Annotated in this window: 20 protein-coding genes; 5 read left to right on the top strand and 15 right to left on the bottom strand. The window is 61.5% G+C overall.

Annotated elements, in window-relative coordinates:
• Positions 1-30 precede the first annotated feature (30 nt).
• On the top strand, positions 31-339 hold the full coding sequence (locus PSEUDOMOFG3G_RS15775) for an RcnB family protein (protein ID WP_047227615.1): 309 nt from the start codon (positions 31-33) through the stop codon (positions 337-339).
• Here the strand turns inward: PSEUDOMOFG3G_RS15775 and PSEUDOMOFG3G_RS15770 are convergent.
• The gene (locus PSEUDOMOFG3G_RS15770; protein WP_139050564.1) at positions 336-668 is read right to left on the bottom strand and encodes a protealysin inhibitor emfourin; all 333 of its coding nucleotides are present in this window, start codon (positions 666-668) and stop codon (positions 336-338) included. The genes PSEUDOMOFG3G_RS15775 and PSEUDOMOFG3G_RS15770 overlap by 4 nt on opposite strands.
• Positions 668-1,729, bottom strand: coding sequence for a M4 family metallopeptidase (locus PSEUDOMOFG3G_RS15765; RefSeq protein ID WP_047227613.1), 1,062 nt, complete (start codon positions 1,727-1,729; stop codon positions 668-670). The genes PSEUDOMOFG3G_RS15770 and PSEUDOMOFG3G_RS15765 overlap by 1 nt, the downstream gene beginning before the upstream one ends.
• A gap of 146 nt (positions 1,730-1,875) precedes the next feature.
• Here PSEUDOMOFG3G_RS15765 and PSEUDOMOFG3G_RS15760 point away from each other — a divergent pair, with 146 nt between their 5' ends.
• Together PSEUDOMOFG3G_RS15760 and PSEUDOMOFG3G_RS15755 are read left to right on the top strand one after the other, a co-directional pair.
• Complete coding sequence (locus PSEUDOMOFG3G_RS15760) at positions 1,876-2,220, top strand: FKBP-type peptidyl-prolyl cis-trans isomerase (RefSeq protein ID WP_139050563.1); 345 nt, start codon at positions 1,876-1,878, stop codon at positions 2,218-2,220.
• Between the two features lie 55 nt (positions 2,221-2,275).
• The gene (locus PSEUDOMOFG3G_RS15755) at positions 2,276-3,031 is read left to right on the top strand and encodes a helix-turn-helix transcriptional regulator (RefSeq protein ID WP_139050562.1); all 756 of its coding nucleotides are present in this window, start codon (positions 2,276-2,278) and stop codon (positions 3,029-3,031) included.
• Positions 3,032-3,774: 743 nt separating this feature from the next.
• On the opposite strand, the gene PSEUDOMOFG3G_RS15750 is transcribed toward PSEUDOMOFG3G_RS15755, so the two are convergent.
• The gene (locus PSEUDOMOFG3G_RS15750) at positions 3,775-4,569 is read right to left on the bottom strand and encodes a helix-turn-helix transcriptional regulator (RefSeq protein WP_047227610.1); all 795 of its coding nucleotides are present in this window, start codon (positions 4,567-4,569) and stop codon (positions 3,775-3,777) included.
• A gap of 109 nt (positions 4,570-4,678) precedes the next feature.
• Between PSEUDOMOFG3G_RS15750 and PSEUDOMOFG3G_RS15745 the strand changes: the two genes are divergently transcribed.
• Positions 4,679-5,608, top strand: coding sequence for a DMT family transporter (locus tag PSEUDOMOFG3G_RS15745; protein ID WP_139050561.1), 930 nt, complete (start codon positions 4,679-4,681; stop codon positions 5,606-5,608).
• Between the two features lie 54 nt (positions 5,609-5,662).
• Here the strand turns inward: PSEUDOMOFG3G_RS15745 and PSEUDOMOFG3G_RS15740 are convergent, their stop codons facing one another.
• The 5 genes from PSEUDOMOFG3G_RS15740 to PSEUDOMOFG3G_RS15720 all read right to left on the bottom strand — a co-directional run bounded on the left by PSEUDOMOFG3G_RS15740 (position 5,663) and on the right by PSEUDOMOFG3G_RS15720 (position 11,899).
• Positions 5,663-6,682 (bottom strand): branched-chain amino acid aminotransferase, encoded by a 1,020-nt coding sequence (locus tag PSEUDOMOFG3G_RS15740; RefSeq protein WP_047227608.1) that lies wholly within the window; start codon positions 6,680-6,682, stop codon positions 5,663-5,665.
• A 257-nt stretch (positions 6,683-6,939) separates the two neighbouring features.
• Entirely contained in the window at positions 6,940-8,322 is a 1,383-nt protein-coding gene (gene lpdA / locus PSEUDOMOFG3G_RS15735) for a dihydrolipoyl dehydrogenase (protein ID WP_139050560.1), read from the bottom strand.
• Between the two features lie 18 nt (positions 8,323-8,340).
• Positions 8,341-9,603 (bottom strand): dihydrolipoamide acetyltransferase family protein, encoded by a 1,263-nt coding sequence (locus tag PSEUDOMOFG3G_RS15730; protein WP_139050559.1) that lies wholly within the window; start codon positions 9,601-9,603, stop codon positions 8,341-8,343.
• On the bottom strand, positions 9,604-10,662 hold the full coding sequence (locus PSEUDOMOFG3G_RS15725) for an alpha-ketoacid dehydrogenase subunit beta (RefSeq protein WP_047227605.1): 1,059 nt from the start codon (positions 10,660-10,662) through the stop codon (positions 9,604-9,606).
• A 1-nt stretch (position 10,663) separates the two neighbouring features.
• The gene (locus PSEUDOMOFG3G_RS15720; RefSeq protein ID WP_107322737.1) at positions 10,664-11,899 is read right to left on the bottom strand and encodes a 3-methyl-2-oxobutanoate dehydrogenase (2-methylpropanoyl-transferring) subunit alpha; all 1,236 of its coding nucleotides are present in this window, start codon (positions 11,897-11,899) and stop codon (positions 10,664-10,666) included.
• Between the two features lie 192 nt (positions 11,900-12,091).
• Between PSEUDOMOFG3G_RS15720 and bkdR the strand changes: the two genes are divergently transcribed.
• On the top strand, positions 12,092-12,580 hold the full coding sequence (bkdR, locus tag PSEUDOMOFG3G_RS15715) for a Bkd operon transcriptional regulator BkdR (protein ID WP_047227603.1): 489 nt from the start codon (positions 12,092-12,094) through the stop codon (positions 12,578-12,580).
• Positions 12,581-12,617: 37 nt separating this feature from the next.
• Here bkdR and PSEUDOMOFG3G_RS15710 read toward each other — a convergent pair whose 3' ends face one another.
• The 7 genes from PSEUDOMOFG3G_RS15710 to PSEUDOMOFG3G_RS15680 form a co-directional block, all read right to left on the bottom strand.
• Positions 12,618-13,487, bottom strand: a complete 870-nt coding sequence (locus PSEUDOMOFG3G_RS15710) for an aldose 1-epimerase (protein WP_139050558.1) — start codon at positions 13,485-13,487, stop codon at positions 12,618-12,620.
• A 184-nt stretch (positions 13,488-13,671) separates the two neighbouring features.
• Complete coding sequence (locus PSEUDOMOFG3G_RS15705) at positions 13,672-14,952, bottom strand: TRAP transporter large permease (RefSeq protein WP_047227601.1); 1,281 nt, start codon at positions 14,950-14,952, stop codon at positions 13,672-13,674.
• Entirely contained in the window at positions 14,952-15,479 is a 528-nt protein-coding gene (locus PSEUDOMOFG3G_RS15700; protein WP_047227600.1) for a TRAP transporter small permease, read from the bottom strand. The genes PSEUDOMOFG3G_RS15705 and PSEUDOMOFG3G_RS15700 overlap by 1 nt, the downstream gene beginning before the upstream one ends.
• A 73-nt stretch (positions 15,480-15,552) precedes the next feature.
• Positions 15,553-16,530 carry a TRAP transporter substrate-binding protein gene (locus tag PSEUDOMOFG3G_RS15695; RefSeq protein WP_047227599.1) on the bottom strand — a complete coding sequence of 326 codons (978 nt, stop codon included), beginning with the start codon at positions 16,528-16,530 and terminating at the stop codon, positions 15,553-15,555.
• Between the two features lie 55 nt (positions 16,531-16,585).
• On the bottom strand, positions 16,586-17,491 hold the full coding sequence (locus PSEUDOMOFG3G_RS15690; RefSeq protein WP_076385292.1) for an SMP-30/gluconolactonase/LRE family protein: 906 nt from the start codon (positions 17,489-17,491) through the stop codon (positions 16,586-16,588).
• Between the two features lie 43 nt (positions 17,492-17,534).
• Positions 17,535-18,356, bottom strand: a complete 822-nt coding sequence (locus PSEUDOMOFG3G_RS15685) for an NAD(P)-dependent oxidoreductase (protein WP_047227597.1) — start codon at positions 18,354-18,356, stop codon at positions 17,535-17,537.
• Positions 18,357-18,546: 190 nt separating this feature from the next.
• Positions 18,547-18,727 (bottom strand): OprD family outer membrane porin (locus tag PSEUDOMOFG3G_RS15680; protein WP_139050557.1); only part of this gene is annotated, 181 nt, incomplete at its 5' end.

Raw genomic sequence — 18,727 nt, 5'->3', positions numbered from 1 at the left:
TTCAGTATTCTCGAAATCACTGGAGTTTTTATGCGCAAGCCTACCCTGATCGCCAGCCTGGTCCTGATCGCCGGTCTCGGAGCCTTTGGCCCTGTGGCGCAAGCGGTCGAGGCCACCGGAGATGCGGTGGAACATTCACCCAACAATGGTCGCCGGTTGGTGGAGGCCGACCGGACGCCGTCTGAATATCAGCGCTCGGACAAGGCCATTAAAAACTGGAAGGAGAAGGGGCTCGAAGCACCCGAAGAAGGCGCGCAATGGGTGCAGATCCATGACAAATACGTGATGGTAGTAATTGCCTCCGGCCGCATTCTGAAAATCACCCCCGCCACACGCTAGTCCTTTGAGCTCACTTCGCCTTTGTCCCACAGGCGAACCAGCTCGCCGGGTGCCTGGTCTTCAGGCACCTGCAGCACCATTTCGTCGTCCTGGTCGTTGGCGCGATAGCGCACCTCGATCCGGAAAAAACGCTGGTCGCCACGCCCCGGTGCCGCCGAGTCCAGCGGCAGACACCCTTCCAGTACCGAACAGATACGCGTGCGCTGGTCGAGATCGCACTGGGAGAAATCGATTTCCCGAGGGCGAGTCAAGCCGGGCATCGCCGCCACGCCGCCCTGGCGGGACAGCCGCACCACGGCGTGATCATCGAGGTTTGGAAGGGGTTTCATCAGTGCTCCTCGGTTAAATCGACGCCAACCTGAGCCCAGCCGTTCTGCACCGCCTGCACTTCCCGGATGCCAAAGCGCTGGCGGGCGTGCTCGACGGTCAAGCGGGCGAAGTCGCTGAAGGAGGCGTCGTTGGCCAGTCTTCTGTCGCACAAGGTTTCATACCAGATCCGGCCGGCCTTTTCCCAGGCAAATCCGCCCAGCGTGGTGGCCGCCAGATAGAAGGCGCGGTTGGGAATGCCGGAATTGATGTGCACGCCGCCGTTGTCCTCGCGGGTGATGACGAATTCACGCATGTGCGCCGGTTGCGGGTCCTTGCCCAGCAGCGGGTCATCGTAGGCCGTGCCGGGGTTGGACATGCTGCGCAGGCCGTCACCGTTGATCTTGTCAGTGAGCAGGTCGGCGCCGATCAGCCAGTCGGCCTGGTCGGCGGTCTGTTCGAGGACGAACTGCTTGACCAGCACCCCGAATACATCGGACATGGACTCGTTCAACGCCCCAGACTGGTTGGCGTAGATCAATCCGGCTTCGCTTTCGGTCACGCCATGGGCCAACTCGTGGGCCACCACGTCGAGGGAGCGGGTGAAACGCTGGAAGATTTCGCCATCGCCGTCGCCGAACACCATCTGCGCGCCGTTCCAGAAGGCGTTTTCGTAGTCCTGGCCGTAATGCACGCTACCCACCAGGGCGAAGCCTTTGTTGTCGATGGAGTCGCGCCCCAGCACTTTCCAGAAAAAATCGTAGGTGGCGCCGAGGGCATCGTAGGCCTCGTCCACGGCCGGGTCGCCAGTGGCTGCCTGACCTTCGAGGCGTACCGGCTGGCCGGGCAGTTCCATGGTGTTTTGTGCGTCATGCACGCTGCGCTGGGGTTGGCCGGGCTTGCCGGGCCTGGGCAGCGCTGCGGCGGCGGGCGGGGTGTGCGGCGGACCGGGGTTGTGCCGCAGATTGCGTACGTGGGTCAGGGTGCCGAGGGCGCTGGAGCGTTGATGTTCGGAACCGTGGGCGATGATTCGGTTGAGGATATAGGGAGGAATGAAGCCGTGGAGCGGGCGAAAGTCGATCATCAGAACATCCTTATCTGAAATACAGGGTCGATACCCATGTGAACCGAAGCGACCGCTGCGGTTCCCTTGTGCACCCAATACACAAAAGTTTGCCAGCCACGAGGATTTCTGCGAAAACCCGCGCCTGAACCACACGGGAGTAGCCCATGAACGAAGAAGAACTGCAAATCATCGACCTGGAGCAGGGCGACGGCAAAAGCGTAGTCAAAGGCGCGCTGATCACCACCCAATACCGTGGCACGCTGGAAGACGGCACCGAATTCGATTCGTCCTACAGTCGAGGCAAACCTTTTCAGTGCGTGATTGGCACCGGCCGGGTGATCAAGGGCTGGGACGTCGGCCTGATGGGCATGAAGGTTGGCGGCAAGCGCAAGCTGTGGGTGCCGGCGAATCTGGCCTATGGCGAACGGTCCATGGGCGCTCACATCAAGCCGGGCGCCAATCTGATTTTCGAAATCGAGCTGCTGGAAGTGCTGACCCGCGACGATTGAAAGTGTTGCTACTATCTGAAGTCCTGCCATGGCTCGATTCGTCGGGGGGCGAAATATGAATGCAGAGCAACATGACCTTGGGGTGTCCCAGGTCGCCGCGGCCATTGCCGAACCGGCCCGCACCCGAATGCTGTGCGCGTTGATGGACGGCCATGCCCGAACCAGCACGGAGTTGGCAAGCATCGCCGACGTCAGTGCCTCTACCGCCAGCAGCCATTTGGCGAAGCTCAAGGAACTGGCCTTGGTGCGTTTGTACGTCCAGGGCCGACATCGCTATTACAGCCTGGCGGATAAGCGGGTTGCCCAGGCGCTGGAAGCGTTGATGGTGATCGGCCAGAACGCCGCCCCGACCTTCACCGCGCGCACCCCGGATCGCCTGCAATTCGCCCGCACCTGCTACGACCACATGGCCGGCACGCTGGCGGTGCGCATGCATGATCGGATGCTTGAAGCTGGATGGCTGGTGGATGTGGAAGGCAAAGGGTATCGCCTGAGTGACTCCGGCGAAGCGCTGTTCCAAGGGCTGGGCATTGATGTCCAGGCGCTTGCCGGTCAGCGACGCCGATTTGCCTGTCCATGCCTGGACTGGAGCATGCGCCGTCCGCACCTGGGGGGCGCCTTGGGCGCGGCGTTGCTGCAAGTGGCGATCAAGCGCAAATGGGTGGTTCAGGACCTGGATAGCCGGGCGCTGGGGTTGACGGCCAGTGGGCGCAAGGAAATGGCGGCGCGATTGGGTGTCGATGTCGAGGCGGATGTCGGACCTGCTGGCGCCATCGCGAGCAAGCTCGCTCCCACAGTGGAATTGCGCTGAACACATGATTTATGTCCACCGACAAACCCTGTGGGAGCGGGCTTGCCCGCGAAGGGGCCTTCACATCCAACATCCATGCAAGCTGATCCACCGCCATCGCGAGCAGGCTCGCTCCCACAGTGGAATTGCGCTGAACACATGATCGATGGCCACCGACAGACCCTGTGGGAGCGAGCTTGCCCGCGAAGGGGCCTTCACATCCAGCATCCATGCAAGCTGATTCACCGCCATCGCGAGCAGGCTCGCTCCCACAGTGGAATTGCGCTGAACACATGATCGATGGCCACCGACAAACCCTGTGGGAGCGGGCTTGCCCGCGAAGGGGCCTTCACATCCAACATCCATGCAAGCTGATCCACCGCCATCGCGAGCAAGCTCGCTCCCACAGTGGACCTGCGCTGAACACATGATCGATGGCCACCGACAGACCCTGTGGAGCGAGCTTGCCCGCGAAGGGGCCTTCACATCCAGCATCCATGCAAGCTGGTCCACCGCCTTCGCGAGCAAGCTCGCTCCCACAGTGGAATTGCGCTGAACACATGATTGATGGCCACCGACAGACCCTGTGGAGCGAGCTTGCCCGCGAAGGGGCCTTCACATCCAGCATCCATGCAAGCTGATCCACCGCTATCGCGAGCAAGCCCGCTCCCACAGTGGACCTGCGCTGAACACATGATCGATGGCCACCGACAGACCCTGTGGGAGCGAGCCTGCTCGCGATAGCCATTCCCGAACCACCCTCATTATCCAGCCATGTGCCTGCGCCGATACTCATCCGGCGTGGTGCCCATCATTTTGCGAAACATGCTGATGAACGCCGAGGCGCTGCTGTAGCCCAGGTCCAGGCCGATGGTTTCCACGCTCTGGCCACGTTCGAGCAGGGCCAGGGCTTCGATGACCTTCAGGCGCTGGCGCCATTCCACCAGTGACATGCCCAGGTCCCGCTGGGCCCGGCGCATCAGTGTGCGTTCGGTGGTGTTGGCGGCGCGGGCCAGTTGCGGCAAGGAGCGTGGGTCGCTGGGATTCGCCTCAAGGGTCCGCAACACGGGGCCCAGCAGTGGATCATCCGAGGAGGGCAAGTAACTGCCGGCATGAGGCGCCTGGATCAGCTTGTCCACCAGCACCTGCAACAAGCGCTGCTGCTCGGGCGTCTGAGGTTGGCTCGGCGGGTCGCTGCGCAGCTCTTCCAGCAACGCGCGGATCAGCGGGCTCAAGGTCAGCGCGCAAGGTACGGCCGGCAGCGCAGCGCACAGTTCGGCCGCCAGGTACAACGAACAATGACAGGCTTCATGCCGATTGAACCCAACGTGTTCCATGTCCGGCGGTAACCAGATGCCGTACTGCGGTGGTGCCAGGTAATGGTGCTGGGCGATCTCGATTTCCATCACCCCACTGTAGGAGTAGACGAACTCTCCCCAGGCATGCCGGTGCCGAGGGTAAGTAGCGTGGGCCGGCATGCAGGCGCTGCGAAAGAAAATCGGCGAGGGCAGGGCCGCGTCGAACGGAGGAATCTTCAGATGTTGAGCTGGAGGCTGCATATCGACCGTAATGGCGGATTACCGGGATGGCTTGTCGGGTAATCACTATATCCAGCAAAGGTGTCAGGCAGACAATCCTTTCATCCATTTCTGCCCAAGGACCTTTCCCATGACCACCCGCCGCGCCCTGGATGGCCAGGTCAGTGCCCTGATGACGGGCCTCTGTGCCATCTGGGGTTTCCAGCAAGTCGCGATCAAGGCCAGCGCCGCCGACATGGCGCCGATGCTGCAACTGGGCGTGCGCTCGGCCATCGCTGCGGTACTGGTCTGGCTGTTGGTGCTGGCGCGCGGTGAACGCCTGTCCCTGGCCGATGGCAGTTGGCGTCCCGGCCTGTTGGTGGGGCTGTTGTTTGCCCTGGAGTTCGTGATGGTGGGCGAAGGCCTGCGCCATACGACGGCTTCGCACATGGTGATTTTCCTCTACACCGCGCCGATGTTCGCCGCTCTGGGCCTGCACTGGAAACTGCCGAGCGAACGTCTAAAACCTCTGCAATGGCTGGGTATCGCCGTGGCATTCGGCGGTATTGTTGTGGCGTTCAGCGGAGGGACGGGGGCGGCGAACGGCAGTTCGTTACTGGGTGATGGAATGGGGCTGCTGGCCGGTGCGCTCTGGGGGGCTACGACGGTGACGGTGCGTTGTTCACGCTTGACGAACCTGCCCGCCAGCCAGACGTTGCTGTACCAATTGGTCGGCGCCGGGGTGCTGCTGGTAGGGATGTCGGTGGTGCTGGGGCAAACGTCGATCAACCCCACACCGCAACTGCTGGCTAGCCTGGCCTTTCAAGTGTTGCTGGTGTCTTTCGCCAGTTTTCTGATCTGGTTTTCCCTGCTGCGCCGCTACCTGGCTTCGCAGTTGGGGGTGCTGTCGTTCATGACGCCGCTGTTTGGCATCGGTTTTGGTGTCTGGTTATTGGATGAACCGCTGGAGCCGAACTTCATCGTCGGTGCCGCTCTGGTGCTGAGCGGTATTGTGCTGGTCAGTGGTGCCGGGTGGTTTTACCAGCGCTGGGGGCAATGGGGATTATTGCGTCGGGGGTAGTAGGTACAGATCCATGTGGCGACGGAGCAAGCTCCCTCGCCACATGAGCGCTGCTTAGACCTTGACGATCCAGCCAGCCGGCGCTTCCACGTCGCCGGTCTGCACGCCGGTCAGCTCTTTGTAGAGCTTCTGGGTGATCGGGCCGACTTCGGTTTCGCTGTGGAACACGTGCAGCTTGTCCTTGTAGCTGATGCCGCCAATAGGAGTGATGACCGCAGCGGTACCGCAGGCGCCGGCTTCCTTGAAGTCCGACAGTTTGTCGATGAACACGTCGCCTTCGATCACTTCCAGGCCCAGGCGCGATTTGGCCAGTTCGATCAGCGACAGGCGGGTGATGCCCGGCAGGACCGAAGGGGATTTGGGGGTGACGAATTTGTTGTCATGGGTGATGCCGAAGAAGTTCGCCGAGCCGACTTCCTCGATTTTCGAATGGGTCATCGGGTCCAGGTAGATGCAGTCGGCGAAACTGGCCTTTTTAGCCTGGGAGCCGGGCATCAGGCTGGCGGCGTAGTTGCCACCGACCTTGGCCGCGCCAGTGCCTTGTGGGGCGGCACGGTCGTAGCTGGAGATCAGGAAGTTGTGCGGGGTCAGGCCGCCCTTGAAGTAGGCGCCGACCGGGATGCAGAAGATCGAGAAGATGAACTCGGGTGCGGTGCGCACGCCGATGTTGTCACCCACGCCGATCACGAACGGGCGCAGGTACAACGCGCCGCCAGTGCCATAAGGCGGGATGAAGCGCTCGTTGGCGCGGACCACTTGCTTGCAGGCTTCGACGAACTGCTCGGTCTCGACTTGCGGCATCAGCAGGCGCGCGCAGCTGCGCTGCATGCGGGCGGCGTTCTGGTCAGGGCGGAACAGGTTGATCGAACCGTCCTTGCAGCGATAGGCCTTCAGGCCTTCGAAACACTGCTGACCGTAGTGCAGGGCGGTGGAGCCCTCGCTGATGTGCAGCACGTTGTCGTCGGTCAGGGTGCCGGCGTCCCAGGCGCCATCGCGCCAGTGCGACAGGTAGCGCTTGTCGGTCTTGATGTAGTCAAAGCCCAGTTTGTCCCAATTGATGCTCTCGTTACCCATGACACCCTCTATTTCTTAACAACCGTCGAAACGGTTCAAGGCTTCTGACGTTTTTTGGATGGGGACAACAATACTTCATTCCGGGGCTGTTTCGCAGCCCGCACGATAAGGGGCAGGCAGATAAATGATGGTGTTCTTGAAAATCGCGAGCAAGCTCGCTCCCACAGGTGATCTCGGTCGTTCATGCGAACGCAATTCCCTGTGGGAGCGAGCTTGCTCGCGAAGGGGCCCTCACTCACACCACCAACTCCCCTGAATCACAGATGCAACGCATGCCCCAACGCTCGCAACGCCGCTTCCTGCACCGCCTCGCCCAGCGTCGGGTGGGCGTGGATGGTGCCGGCGATGTCTTCCAGGCGAGCGCCCATTTCCAGGGACTGGCCGAACGCGGTGGACAGCTCCGAGACGCCAACGCCAACCGCTTGCCAACCGACGATCAGGTGATTGTCCCGCCGTGCCACGACCCGCACGAAGCCACTTTTCGATTCCAGGGTCATGGCCCGGCCATTGGCGGCGAACGGGAAGCTGGAAACGATGCAGTCGAGCCCGGCGGCCTTGGCCTCGTCCGGCGTCTGGCCGACCACCACCAGTTCCGGATCGGTGAAGCACACCGCTGCGATGGCCGTCGGGTTGAACTCGCGATGCTGACCCGCGATCAGTTCGGCGACCATTTCGCCCTGAGCCATGGCCCGGTGGGCGAGCATCGGTTCGCCGCTCAAATCACCGATGGCCCAGACATTGCGCATGCTGGTCTGGCAACGATTGTCGATTTTCACCGCCGAACCGTTCATCGCCAAGTCCAACGCTTCGAGGTTCCAGCCCTGGGTGTTAGGTTTGCGACCAACGGCCACCAGCACCCGGTCGGTCTCCAGGTCCAGCGTCTCGCCAGCGGGATCGCGCACTTGCAACGTGCTGGCCTGGGCATCGAAACCTTCGACGCTGTGCTTGAGGTACAGCTTCACGCCCAACTGCTTGAGTGCCTCGTGCACCGGTTGGGTCAGTTCGCCGTCGTAGGCTGGCAGGATCCGTTCCTGGGCCTCGACCACGCTGACTTCGGCGCCGAGCTTGCGGTAGGCGATGCCCAGTTCCAGGCCGATGTAACCACCGCCCACCACCACCAAATGCTTGGGCACCGAGGTCGGGGCGAGGGCTTCGGTGGAGGAAATGATCGGCCCGCCAATCGGCAGCATCGGCAGGTCGACGCTTTTCGAACCGGTGGCCAGCAGCAGGTGTTCGCACTGGATGCGGGTGTCGCCGACGTCAACGGTTTTGCCATCGACTACATTGGCCCAGCCGTGAATGACCTGGACCTTGTGCTTTTTCAGCAGGGTCGCGACGCCGGTGGTCAGCCGATCGACGATGCCGTCCTTCCATTCCACGCTCTTGCCGATGTCCAGGCTTGGCGCTGACACCGTGATACCCAGGACCGAGTCCTGGCTGTGGTGCCGTGTCTGATGGAACTGCTCGGCGACGTGAATCAACGCCTTGGACGGGATGCAGCCGATGTTCAGGCAAGTTCCGCCCAACGCCTGGCCCTCCACCAGAATGGTCGGGATGCCCAACTGACCGGCGCGAATCGCCGCCACATAGCCACCGGGGCCGCCGCCGATGATCAGCAGCGTGGTGTTCAAAGTTTGCATGGCCTGCTCCATTGATGATTAGTCCACAAACAGCGTGGCGGGCTGTTCGAGCAGGCCGCGCAGGGCCTGGATGAATTGCGCCGCGTCCATGCCGTCGACCACTCGGTGATCGAAGGAACTGGAGAGGTTCATCATCTTGCGGATCACGATCTGGCCTTTGATCACCATGGGCCGTTCGACAATCTTGTTCACGCCGACGATCGCCACTTCCGGCAGGTTCAGCACCGGAGTGCTGACGATGCCGCCCAACGCACCGAGGCTGGTCAGGGTGATGGTCGAGCCGGACAGCTCATCGCGGCTGGCCTTGCCATTGCGGGCCGCGGTTGCCAGACGTGAGATTTCTGCCGCGCTGTCCCACAAACTACGGGCTTCGGCGTGACGCACCACCGGTACCATCAGGCCCACATCGCTCTGGGTGGCGACGCCGACATGCACAGCGCCCGAACGGTGGATGACCTGGGCCTCGTCGTCATAACGGGCGTTCATTTGCGGGAAGTCCCGCAGGGCCACGACCAGGGCGCGGACCAGGAATGGCAGCAAGGTCAGCTTGCCGCGATGGGCACCGTGCTTTTCATTCAAATGCACCCGCAGCTCTTCCAGGGCGGTGACGTCGATTTCCTCGACGTAGCTGAAATGCGCGGCGCGCTGGGTCGCTTCCTGCATGCGCTGGGCGATCTTGCGGCGCATGCCGATCACCGGGATCTGCTGTTCGTCGTGGCGTTCGGCATAACCCGAGCTGCCTCTGGCCGGGGTCGATGAACCCTGCGCCAGATAGGCTTCGAGGTCTTCATGCAGGATACGCCCGGCCGGGCCACTGCCCTGGACCAGGCGCAATTGAATGCCCAGGTCCAGCGCGTGTTTGCGTACGGCCGGGGAGGCCAGCGGCCGCTCGTCCGGATCGCGGGCCACCGGCGCTTGCGGCGCGGGGCGTGGCGCAGCAGCGGGTTGTTCTATCGTCGGCACAGGCGTTGCCACCGGCGCGGATTTCAGCGCTGGCGCGGCGACGGCGGGTTGCGCCGATTCCTTGAGGTTGCCGGCACCTTCGACTTCAATGCGGATCAGTTCGCTGCCCACCGCCATGACTTCGCCGGGCTCGCCGCCCAAGGCGATAACCCGGCCATGCACCGGCGAGGGGATATCGACCATGGCCTTGTCGGTCATGACATCGGCCAGCACTTGGTCTTCGACCACCATGTCGCCAACCTTGACGTGCCACACCGACAGTTCAACTTCGGCGATGCCTTCGCCAATGTCCGGCATCTTGATAACGTGCGTGCCCATTCAGACCTCCATGACCCGTTTCAACGCCGCACCCACACGGGACGGCCCTGGGAAATACGCCCACTCCTGCGCGTGCGGGTAGGGGGTGTCCCAACCGGTGACACGCTCGATGGGCGCTTCCAGGTGGTGGAAGCAGTGTTCTTGCACCAACGACACCAGCTCGGCGCCGAAACCGCAGGTGCGGGTGGCTTCGTGGACGACCACACAGCGGCCGGTTTTTTTCACGGATTTGACGATGGTCTCAAGGTCCAGTGGCCAGAGGCTGCGCAGGTCGATGACTTCGGCGTCGATGCCGGTTTCTTCGGCGGCGGCCTGGGACACATACACTGTGGTGCCGTAGGTGAGGATGGTCACGTCCTTGCCCGGGCGGGTGATGGCGGCGACATCCAGCGGCACTGTGTAGTAGCCGTCCGGCACCTGCGCCGACGGGTGTTTCGACCATGGGGTTACCGGGCGGTCGTGGTGGCCGTCGAACGGGCCGTTATACAGGCGCTTGGGTTCGAGGAAGATCACCGGGTCATCGTTTTCGATGGAGGCGATCAGCAGGCCCTTGGCGTCGTAAGGGTTCGATGGCATGACGGTGCGCAAGCCGCAAACCTGGGTGAACATCGCTTCGATGCTCTGGCTGTGAGTCTGGCCGCCATAGATGCCGCCGCCGCAGGGCATGCGCAGGGTCATCGGCGCGGTGAACTCGCCGGCCGAGCGATAGCGCAGGCGCGCCGCTTCGGAAATGATCTGGTCCGAGGCCGGGTAGACATAGTCGGCGAACTGGATCTCGGCCACCGGCCGCAACCCGTAGGCGCCCATACCCACGGCCACGCCGACGATACCGCTCTCGGAAATCGGCGCGTCGAACACCCGCGAGGTGCCGTACTTGTTCTGCAGGCCTTCGGTGCAGCGGAAGACGCCGCCGAAGTAGCCCACGTCCTGGCCGAACACCACGACGTTGTCGTCGCGCTCGAGCATCACGTCCATGGCCGAGCGCAGGGCCTGGATCATGGTCATGGTGGTAGTGGTCATGGCGGTGTCCAGCTGGATATTGTTGTTGTGATCGTTCATGTCAGATCCCCAACTCCTGACGCTGGCGCTTCAAGTGCTCCGGCATCTCTTTGTAGACGTCTTCGAACATGGTCGCGGCGCTTGGGATCTGCCCGCCGGCGAGGGTGCCGTACTGCTCGGCTTCCTTCTGCGCAGCGATCACCTCGGCTTCGAGTTCGGCGCTGACGGCGGCATGTTCCTCTTCGGACCAGTGGCCGATTTTCACCAGATGCTGCTTGAGGCGCGCAATCGGGTCGCCCAGCGGGAAGTGGCTCCAGTCGTCGGCGGGACGGTATTTGGACGGATCATCGGAAGTGGAGTGCGGGCCGGCGCGGTAGGTCACCCATTCGATCAGCGCCGGGCCGAGGTTGCGGCGGGCGCGTTCGGCGGCCCAGCGCGAAGCGGCGTAGACCGCCATGAAGTCGTTGCCATCGACACGCAGAGAGGCGATGCCGCAACCGACGCCGCGTCCGGCGAAGGTGGTGGCTTCACCGCCGGCAATGGCCTGGAAGGTGGAGATCGCCCACTGGTTGTTGACCACGTTGAGGATCACCGGCGCCCGGTAGACGTGGGCGAAGGTCAGGGCGGTGTGAAAGTCCGATTCGGCGGTGGCGCCGTCACCGATCCAGGCCGAGGCGATCTTGGTGTCGCCCTTGATCGCCGAGGCCATGCCCCAGCCCACGCCCTGGATGAATTGCGTGGCCAGGTTGCCGGAAATGGTGAAAAAACCGGCGTCCTTGACCGAGTACATGATCGGCAACTGCCGGCCCTTGAGCGGATCGCGCTCGTTGGACAGCAGTTGGCAGATCATGCCCACCAACGGCACCTCGCGGGCCATCAGGATGCTTTGCTGGCGATAGGTGGGAAAGCACATGTCATCGATGTTCAGCGCCAGGGCCTGGCCGCTGCCGATGGCTTCCTCGCCGAGGCTCTGCATGTAGAACGACATTTTTTTCTGGCGCTGGGCGACCACCATGCGGTTGTCGTAGATGCGCGTCTTGAGCATGGCGCGCATGCCTTTGCGCAGGATCTCGAGAGGCACGTCTTCGGCCCATGGGCCGTGGGCATTGCCCTGGTCATCGAGCACGCGAATCAGCCCGCGGGCCAGGTCGGCCGTGTCGGACGGTTCAACGTCGATGGAGGGTTTGCGCACCGTGCCGGCATCGCTTAGATGCAGGTAGGAGAAGTCGGTCTGGCAGCCGGGACGGCCCGAGGGTTCGGGGACGTGCAGGCGTAGCGGTTCATACGCTGGGTTCATGGCTTTCTACGCTCGATCTTGTGAATTTCTTGTAGTGGGCGCGCTAGCTGACGAACTTTCCCGGGTAAGGAAAATTGTCCTACAACAATCATAGGCTCGACGCAGAAGAATATTTTTCTCTGTTGGGTTGCTGTTCAGATCATTTGCAGATAAAAAATCTGCACAACGATAAAAAACAGGATTATTTGTCTCATGCGTAAATTGGATCGCACCGACATCGGCATTCTGAACAGCCTTCAGGAAAACGCCCGCATCACCAACGCCGAGCTTGCCCGGTCGGTCAATCTATCGCCCACGCCTTGCTTCAACCGGGTCCGGGCCATGGAGGAGCTGGGGGTGATACGCGAGCAAGTCACGCTGCTGGATGCCGATCTGCTGGGCCTGCATGTCAACGTGTTCATCCACGTGAGCCTGGAAAAACAGGTGGAGGAGGCGTTGCAGCACTTCGAAGAGGCGATCTCCGACCGACCGGAGGTGATGGAGTGCTACCTGATGGCAGGCGACCCGGATTATCTGATCCGCGTGCTGGTGCCGTCGATCCAGTCGCTGGAGCGCTTCATGATGGACTTTCTGACCAAGGTCCCGGGGGTGGCGAATATCCGTTCAAGCTTTGCGCTCAAGCAGGTGCGTTACAAGACGGCGCTGCCTCTGCCGGCCAACGGATTGACCTTGGGGACCTGACGCCCAGACGAGCGGGAGAGAAACCTGTCTGGAGGGATTACAGGAGTCGACACTGCATCGAAAACCCCAGCGTCACTGACTGCCCTTGCTCCAGCAAGCGCAACCCTGGCCGCCCTGGCAGGTGGTGGGCATTGACCGGATGGCTGACCGGCTCGATGCAAAAGAAATCCAGGCCCACGGGACAGTACAGCAAGAAGTATTCGCTGCCGCTGGCTCGGCATTCCAGCTCATAACCCAGGTCCGGTTGCTGGATCAGGCAATGCCCGTCCCAGCCGCCAAAGCCGTTGTCCACCAGTGTGTCCGGCAGTAAGCGGGGTTGTTGGAAGTCCCAGATTCGAGGAACGCTGCCCAACGTGGTTGGCAGTTTTTTCTCATCGCACATCCAGACTTCGGTCGCACGGGTTTGCAGGCGTGTGCCAGCAGTGCGCGGGAAGTACGGGTGCAAACCCAGCCCGTGCCACGCGGCCTGTTCGGCCAGGTGGGTGACGTGCATCGCGATCTGTAACTGACCGCCGCTCAAGCGGATCCGCAGGCTGGCGCAATAGCCGAATGGATGTTGGCTGTCGAGCTGCAACAAGGCTTCCTGGGCGCTTTGCTCTATCACTTGCCACGGTTGTTGCCAGGCGCTGCCATGGATCGGGAACGGGTCGTTGGGGCTGTTGGCTTCCAAGGCGAGCCAGCCGCCCGGACAGTCGAAACCTGCATTGGCGATCCGGTTCGACCATGGGATCAGCGGGAAGCAGCCGAGCTTGCCGGGCAGGCCGTTTTCCACGGCCTGGGGCGCGGGCGGGCGCAACAGCGGCTGGCCGCTGCCGCGCAACGTCCAACTGACCAGGCTGGCACCCAGGTGCGGGGCCAGGGTCAGGCGAGTCTGTTCGTCTTCGAGTTGGAGAAGAGGCGGGGTCATGTTGGCTTGTCTGCTGGGTTGGAAAAAACTTCGGGACGACTCTTGTGTGCATGCTTTTGTGGCGAGGGAGCTTGCTCCCGCTCGGCTGCGCAGCAGACGCCCGGAGTCAAAAACCTATGGGCCTGCTTCGCAGTCCAGCGGGAGCAAGCTCCCTCGCCACAAGGGGGCTTGCTCATTTATAGGGTTACAACACCAGACGCGGCAACCACAGCGAGATCGCCGGAATGTAGGTCACGGCCAGCAACACCAGGAACAGCACGCCGTAGAACGGCAGCAGGGCCTTGACGGTGCTTTCGATACTGACCTTGCCAATGGCGGAGCCAACGAACAGCACTGCTCCCACCGGCGGAGTAATGAGCCCGATACCCAGGTTCACCAGCATGATCATGCCGAACTGCACCGGGTCCACGCCGATGCCCATGATCACCGGCATCAGGATCGGGGTCAGGATCAGGATCAGCGGCGCCATGTCCATCACCGTACCCAGGACCAGCAGCATCGCGTTGATGCACATCAGGATCACGTAGCGGTTGTCGGAGATAGTCAGGAACAGGGTGGTGATTTTCGCCGGGATCTGCATCAGCGTCATGATGTAGCCGAAGCTGGCGGCGAAGCCGATCAGGATCATCACGATCGAGATGGTACGCACCGTGCGATGCATCAGTTTCGGCAACTCACTCCACTTGTAGTCGCGGTAAATGCACATGGTCACGAAGAATGCCCAGAGCACAGCGATAGCGGCCGATTCGGTGGCGGTGAAAACACCCGAGAGGATGCCGCCGAGGATGATGAACATGGTCATCATGCCCCACATGGCTTCCCGGCAGATTTTCAGCGCCTGCTTGAGGGGAATCACTTCGCCCTTGGGGTAGTTGCGCTTCTTCGCGAAGATCAGGCACAACACCATCAGGCAGGCGTTCATCAGCAGGCCCGGCACGATGCCGGCCATGAACAGCGCACCGATGGAAACCGTACCGCCGGCTGCCAGGGAGTACAGCACCGCGTTATGGCTGGGCGGGGTCAGCAGGGCTTGTACCGAACCACTGACGGTCACTGCGGTGGAGAACTCCCGCGGGTAGCCGCGGCGTTCCATCTCCGGGATCAGTACCGAACCCACCGAGGCGGTGTCGGCCACTGAGGATCCGGAAATGGCACCGAAGAACGTCGAGGCCATGAGGTTGACCAGTGACAGACCGCCGCGCACGAAACCCACCAGCACACCGGCGAAGGCCACCAGCCGGCGAGACATACCACCCTCGGCCATGATTGCACCGGCCAGGACGAAGAACGGAATGGCCAGCAACGAAAATTTATTCACCCCGCCCGCGACCTGGATCATCACGGCCTGGAATGGAATATCGATCCACCACGCGCCGATCAGCGCAGCGGCACCCAGGGCGTAGGCGACCGGCATGCCGATCAGGATTAACAGGAAAAAACTGCCCAGCAGAATCAGAGCGTCCATTAAGCGGCACCTTCACTTTCTTCGACCAGGTCGAACTGCACGACCCGGCGCTTGCTCTGATCACCGAGCAAGAGTTTTTCCAGGACAAAAATCAGGGTCAGAAAACCACCGACCGGTATGGGCATGTACGTGATGCCGACCCGCAGTGTGGGCAGGGCGCTCATGTACTGGTTCCAGGTGGACAGGCAGAGTTTGGTGCCGCCGCTGATCATGAAGATGCAGATCACCGCCATCAGCAGTTGGGAAAACACCGATGCCGCGGTTTTCAAGTGAGGGGGCAGGCGGTTGGTGAGCATGTCCACGGCCATGTGCGCACCAGCGCGGTAACTGGCGGCGGCGCCGATGAACGTGAACACGATCATCAGCAAAATCGCGGTGGGTTCCGGCCAGCTTGAGCCGGTACCCAGCACGTAGCGGGCGAACACGCCCCAGGGAATCATCAGAGCAATTGCCAGGACAGAGAGGCCGGCGACCCAGATGCAAGTCATGTAAATCTTGTCGTTGATGCGCAGCAGCAAATTCTTCATCGGGTTCCACCGTAACCGGGCGCGCCCGTGACATCGGGCGCACCTGGCCTTTTCAAGTACAGATTGAGAGGTGTTACTGAACGGCTTCGATACGCTTGATCAGGTCGGCGTACGGTGCACCGTATTTGGCCCGGATCGGTGCGGTGGCGTCATAGAAGGGTTTCTTGTCGACGGTGATGAACTCAACGCCCGCGGCCTTGAGTTTCTCTTCACTGGCGGCAGTCTTCTTGTCCCACAATTCGCGCTCGTCCAGCTGGGATTGTTTGGCCGCTTTTTTCACCAGGGCTTGCTGCTCGGGGGTGAGTTTTTCCCAGGTGAACTTGGACATCACCACCGGCTCCGGCAGGATCAGGTGGCCGGTCAAACTGTAGTACTTGGCGTTCTGGTAGTGGTTGTGCTCGAGCATGGTCGGCGGGTTGTTTTCCGCACCGTCGATCACGCCGGTCTGCAGAGCACTGAAGATTTCACCGGTGTCCATGGCAATCCCGTTACCGCCCATGGCGTTGAGGGTCTCGATGAACATCGGGTTGCCCATGACACGAATTTTCATGCCATGCATGTCTTCGGGCTTGTGCACGGGTTTCTTGGTGTAGAGGTTGCGAGTACCGCCGTCCATCCAGGCCAGGGCCACCAGGTTGAATTCGGAGTTGGTGATCTTGTCGAGGATTTCCTGGCCGATTTCACCGTCGATGATCTTGCGCATGTGCGCCTGGTCACGGAACACGAATGGCATGTTGAAGACGTTTACGTCCGGCACCACCGGCCCAACGATGCCCAGGCTGACGCGGGCCATCTGGACGGCACCGACCTGAAGCTGCTCGATGACTTCTTTTTCCGAGCCCAACACACCGCCGGAATACATCTTGAAGGTGAACGGGTCTTTCTGGCCTTTACTTTCCTCGACCAGCGTCTTGCCGAGGATTTTTTCCGCTTCCACGGTTGGATAGCCATCAGGATGGATATCGGCAAACTTGATCTCAAGAGCCTGTGCCGCTTGCGCAAGGAAGGCCAGGGGGAGGGCTGCGATCAGAAGCGTGCGTTTGAAATTCATGGTCAATCTCCAGTGTTGTTGTTTTTATGTCTATCGAATGAAGCGGCAATGCAGGTCAGTTGGCGGCGGGTTTCGATCCTCCGAAAGCCGTTTCAGCAAGGCCCTTGACGCCGGGGTTGAGGGCAAACACGCCCCCGGCCAGGGACTGCGGATCAGTGTCGTCGCCAGGGCGGATCGAGGTGACGAACAGGGTGTCCAGACGGCTGCCGCCAAAGGCGCACATCGTCGGTTTCTTCACCGGCACCGCCAAAGAGCGATCCAGTCGGCCATCCGGGGTGAAACGATGGATGAGGCCGGCATCGTTGGCGCAGATCCAATAGCAACCTTCTGCGTCCACCGCCGCGCCGTCCGGGCGTCCGGCCAGGGGCATCATGTCGACGAACAGCCGTCGGTTGGAGGGCGTGCCGCTGTCGATGTCGTAATCGAAAGCCCAGATCTGCTGGATCAACGGATGTGAGTCGGAGAGGTACATCGTGCGCCCATCCGGGCTGAAGCCCAGGCCATTGGGCACGATGAACCCGCTCAGTTGTGCCTCGACCGGCCCGCGCTGTCCGCCATCGAAGCGGTACATCCGCCCCTGGTCGGCGTTGGCCCCCATGTTCAGCACCATGCTGCCGGCCCAGAAACGGCCCTGGCGGTCGCAACGGCCATCGTTGAGGCGCATGTCGGTGCGGGCGTGCTCGACACTGGCGCACAATTCGCTGTCCAGGCTGCCGTCATCAAAGGGGTGCAGGCGAAAGAAACCACTCTCCATGCCGGCGATCCAACCCCCGTCCTGGTGACGGGCGATGCAGGCGAGCATTTCGGGGGTTTCCCAGCCTTTGAGCTGTCCGGTTCCGGCATTCCAGCACTGCAACCCACCGCTGGGAATGTCCACCCAGTACAGGGCGTTCTCCTCGGGAACCCACACTGGGCTCTCACCGACGGCGTTGCGTGCATCGACAATCAATTCGGCTTGCATGGCGATTCCTTGGTTCGTTCGTATCCCATGAAAAACAGGCGAATCAGTCGTCGAACGGGCCGGCTGCGACAAAGGCGCCACCCTGGTAGACCCTGGCCGGGTCATCGGCGGCCGGCATCGGCTGCGCTTCGACCTTGTCACGGAAGATTTCGGAGCTGTCCTTGGGCTGGTAGCCCAGGTGCGCGGCCTGGCTGTTGTCCCACCAGACGTCGCGGTTGGCGGACATGCCATACACCACGGTGTGGCCGACTTTCGGGGTATAGAGCGAGCATTCGATCAGTTGGGTGAGGTCGTCGAAGCTCAGCCAGGTGCTCATCATCCGGCGGTTTTGTGGCTCGGGGAACGACGAGCCAATGCGGATGCTCACGGTTTCGATGCCGTAGCGATCGAAGTAAAAACTGGCCATGTCTTCGCCGTAGGACTTGGACAAGCCGTAGTAGCCATCCGGACGGCGAGGGGATAGGGCATCGAGGGCCTCGTCCTGCTTGTAGAAACCGATGACGTGGTTGGAACTGGCGAAGATCACGCGCTTGACGCCATGCTTGCGGGCGGCTTCATAGATGTGGAACACGCCGCTGATGTTGGCGCCGAGGATTTCTTCGAACGGACGCTCTACCGAAACACCGCCGAAATGCAAAATGGCATCGACGCCTTCCACCAGTTGATGCACCGCCTGTTTATCAGACAGGTCGCACGGCACCACTTCTTCACTTTCATCAATGGCCGGGGCCATGTTGGCGATGTCCGACAGGCGAATGTGGCGGGCGAAAGGCTTGAGGCGTTCACGCAAGACTTTGCCCAGGCCGCCGGCAGCACCGGTCAGCAGCAGACGATTGAAGGGGTGGCGAATGTGTGTCGTAGTCATGAAATTACCTGAGCAAACGGTGAGAGGTATCAGTTGTTATAAGTTGTCGTACGACCGAGAGGGAATATCCTTATCCTACCGCTACCTTGTCAACGTTTGATCGACGAATCGCTCTACAACGGCGTCCCTGCCTTTGGCTGTCGCGTCGCCATGGCCCTTTTGAAAAGCGACCATGGCGACCGATCCCGGCTTAAAGAAGCGAGATCGGGTAGCTGACGATCAAGCGGTTTTCATCGAACTCGTTGTTGCTGAAGTCTCGACGAATCGACGCGTTACGCCATTTCACATTGAGACTCTTCAACGCACCGCTTTGTACGGTGTAGGCCAGTTCGCTTTCGCGACCCCATTCCTTACCGTCGGTGATGGTGCCG

This window comes from Pseudomonas sp. FG-3G (assembly GCF_901007645.1).
In the GTDB taxonomy this organism is placed as follows: Bacteria; Pseudomonadota; Gammaproteobacteria; order Pseudomonadales; family Pseudomonadaceae; genus Aquipseudomonas; species Aquipseudomonas rhizophila.
The sequence above is the reverse complement of the archived record's forward strand: the minus strand, read 5'-3'. Positions and strand labels throughout refer to the sequence as shown.

Excerpts from the sequence above, each read along its gene's own strand:
- PSEUDOMOFG3G_RS15720 (WP_107322737.1), bottom strand. The coding sequence starts at position 11,899 with ATGAACCCAGCGTATGAACCGCTACGCCTGCACGTCCCCGAACCCTCG.
- PSEUDOMOFG3G_RS15725 (WP_047227605.1), bottom strand. The coding sequence starts at position 10,662 with ATGAACGATCACAACAACAATATCCAGCTGGACACCGCCATGACCACT.
- PSEUDOMOFG3G_RS15745 (WP_139050561.1), top strand. The coding sequence starts at position 4,679 with ATGACCACCCGCCGCGCCCTGGATGGCCAGGTCAGTGCCCTGATGACG.
- PSEUDOMOFG3G_RS15685 (WP_047227597.1), bottom strand. The coding sequence starts at position 18,356 with ATGACTACGACACACATTCGCCACCCCTTCAATCGTCTGCTGCTGACC.
- PSEUDOMOFG3G_RS15775 (WP_047227615.1), top strand. The coding sequence starts at position 31 with ATGCGCAAGCCTACCCTGATCGCCAGCCTGGTCCTGATCGCCGGTCTC.
- PSEUDOMOFG3G_RS15740 (WP_047227608.1), bottom strand. The coding sequence starts at position 6,682 with ATGGGTAACGAGAGCATCAATTGGGACAAACTGGGCTTTGACTACATC.
- PSEUDOMOFG3G_RS15705 (WP_047227601.1), bottom strand. The coding sequence starts at position 14,952 with ATGGACGCTCTGATTCTGCTGGGCAGTTTTTTCCTGTTAATCCTGATC.
- PSEUDOMOFG3G_RS15755 (WP_139050562.1), top strand. The coding sequence starts at position 2,276 with ATGAATGCAGAGCAACATGACCTTGGGGTGTCCCAGGTCGCCGCGGCC.
- lpdA (WP_139050560.1), bottom strand. The coding sequence starts at position 8,322 with ATGCAAACTTTGAACACCACGCTGCTGATCATCGGCGGCGGCCCCGGT.
- PSEUDOMOFG3G_RS15770 (WP_139050564.1), bottom strand. The coding sequence starts at position 668 with ATGAAACCCCTTCCAAACCTCGATGATCACGCCGTGGTGCGGCTGTCC.
- PSEUDOMOFG3G_RS15765 (WP_047227613.1), bottom strand. The coding sequence starts at position 1,729 with ATGATCGACTTTCGCCCGCTCCACGGCTTCATTCCTCCCTATATCCTC.
- PSEUDOMOFG3G_RS15710 (WP_139050558.1), bottom strand. The coding sequence starts at position 13,487 with ATGACCCCGCCTCTTCTCCAACTCGAAGACGAACAGACTCGCCTGACC.
- PSEUDOMOFG3G_RS15760 (WP_139050563.1), top strand. The coding sequence starts at position 1,876 with ATGAACGAAGAAGAACTGCAAATCATCGACCTGGAGCAGGGCGACGGC.
- bkdR (WP_047227603.1), top strand. The coding sequence starts at position 12,092 with ATGCGTAAATTGGATCGCACCGACATCGGCATTCTGAACAGCCTTCAG.
- PSEUDOMOFG3G_RS15695 (WP_047227599.1), bottom strand. The coding sequence starts at position 16,530 with ATGAATTTCAAACGCACGCTTCTGATCGCAGCCCTCCCCCTGGCCTTC.
- PSEUDOMOFG3G_RS15730 (WP_139050559.1), bottom strand. The coding sequence starts at position 9,603 with ATGGGCACGCACGTTATCAAGATGCCGGACATTGGCGAAGGCATCGCC.
- PSEUDOMOFG3G_RS15750 (WP_047227610.1), bottom strand. The coding sequence starts at position 4,569 with ATGCAGCCTCCAGCTCAACATCTGAAGATTCCTCCGTTCGACGCGGCC.
- PSEUDOMOFG3G_RS15700 (WP_047227600.1), bottom strand. The coding sequence starts at position 15,479 with ATGAAGAATTTGCTGCTGCGCATCAACGACAAGATTTACATGACTTGC.
- PSEUDOMOFG3G_RS15690 (WP_076385292.1), bottom strand. The coding sequence starts at position 17,491 with ATGCAAGCCGAATTGATTGTCGATGCACGCAACGCCGTCGGTGAGAGC.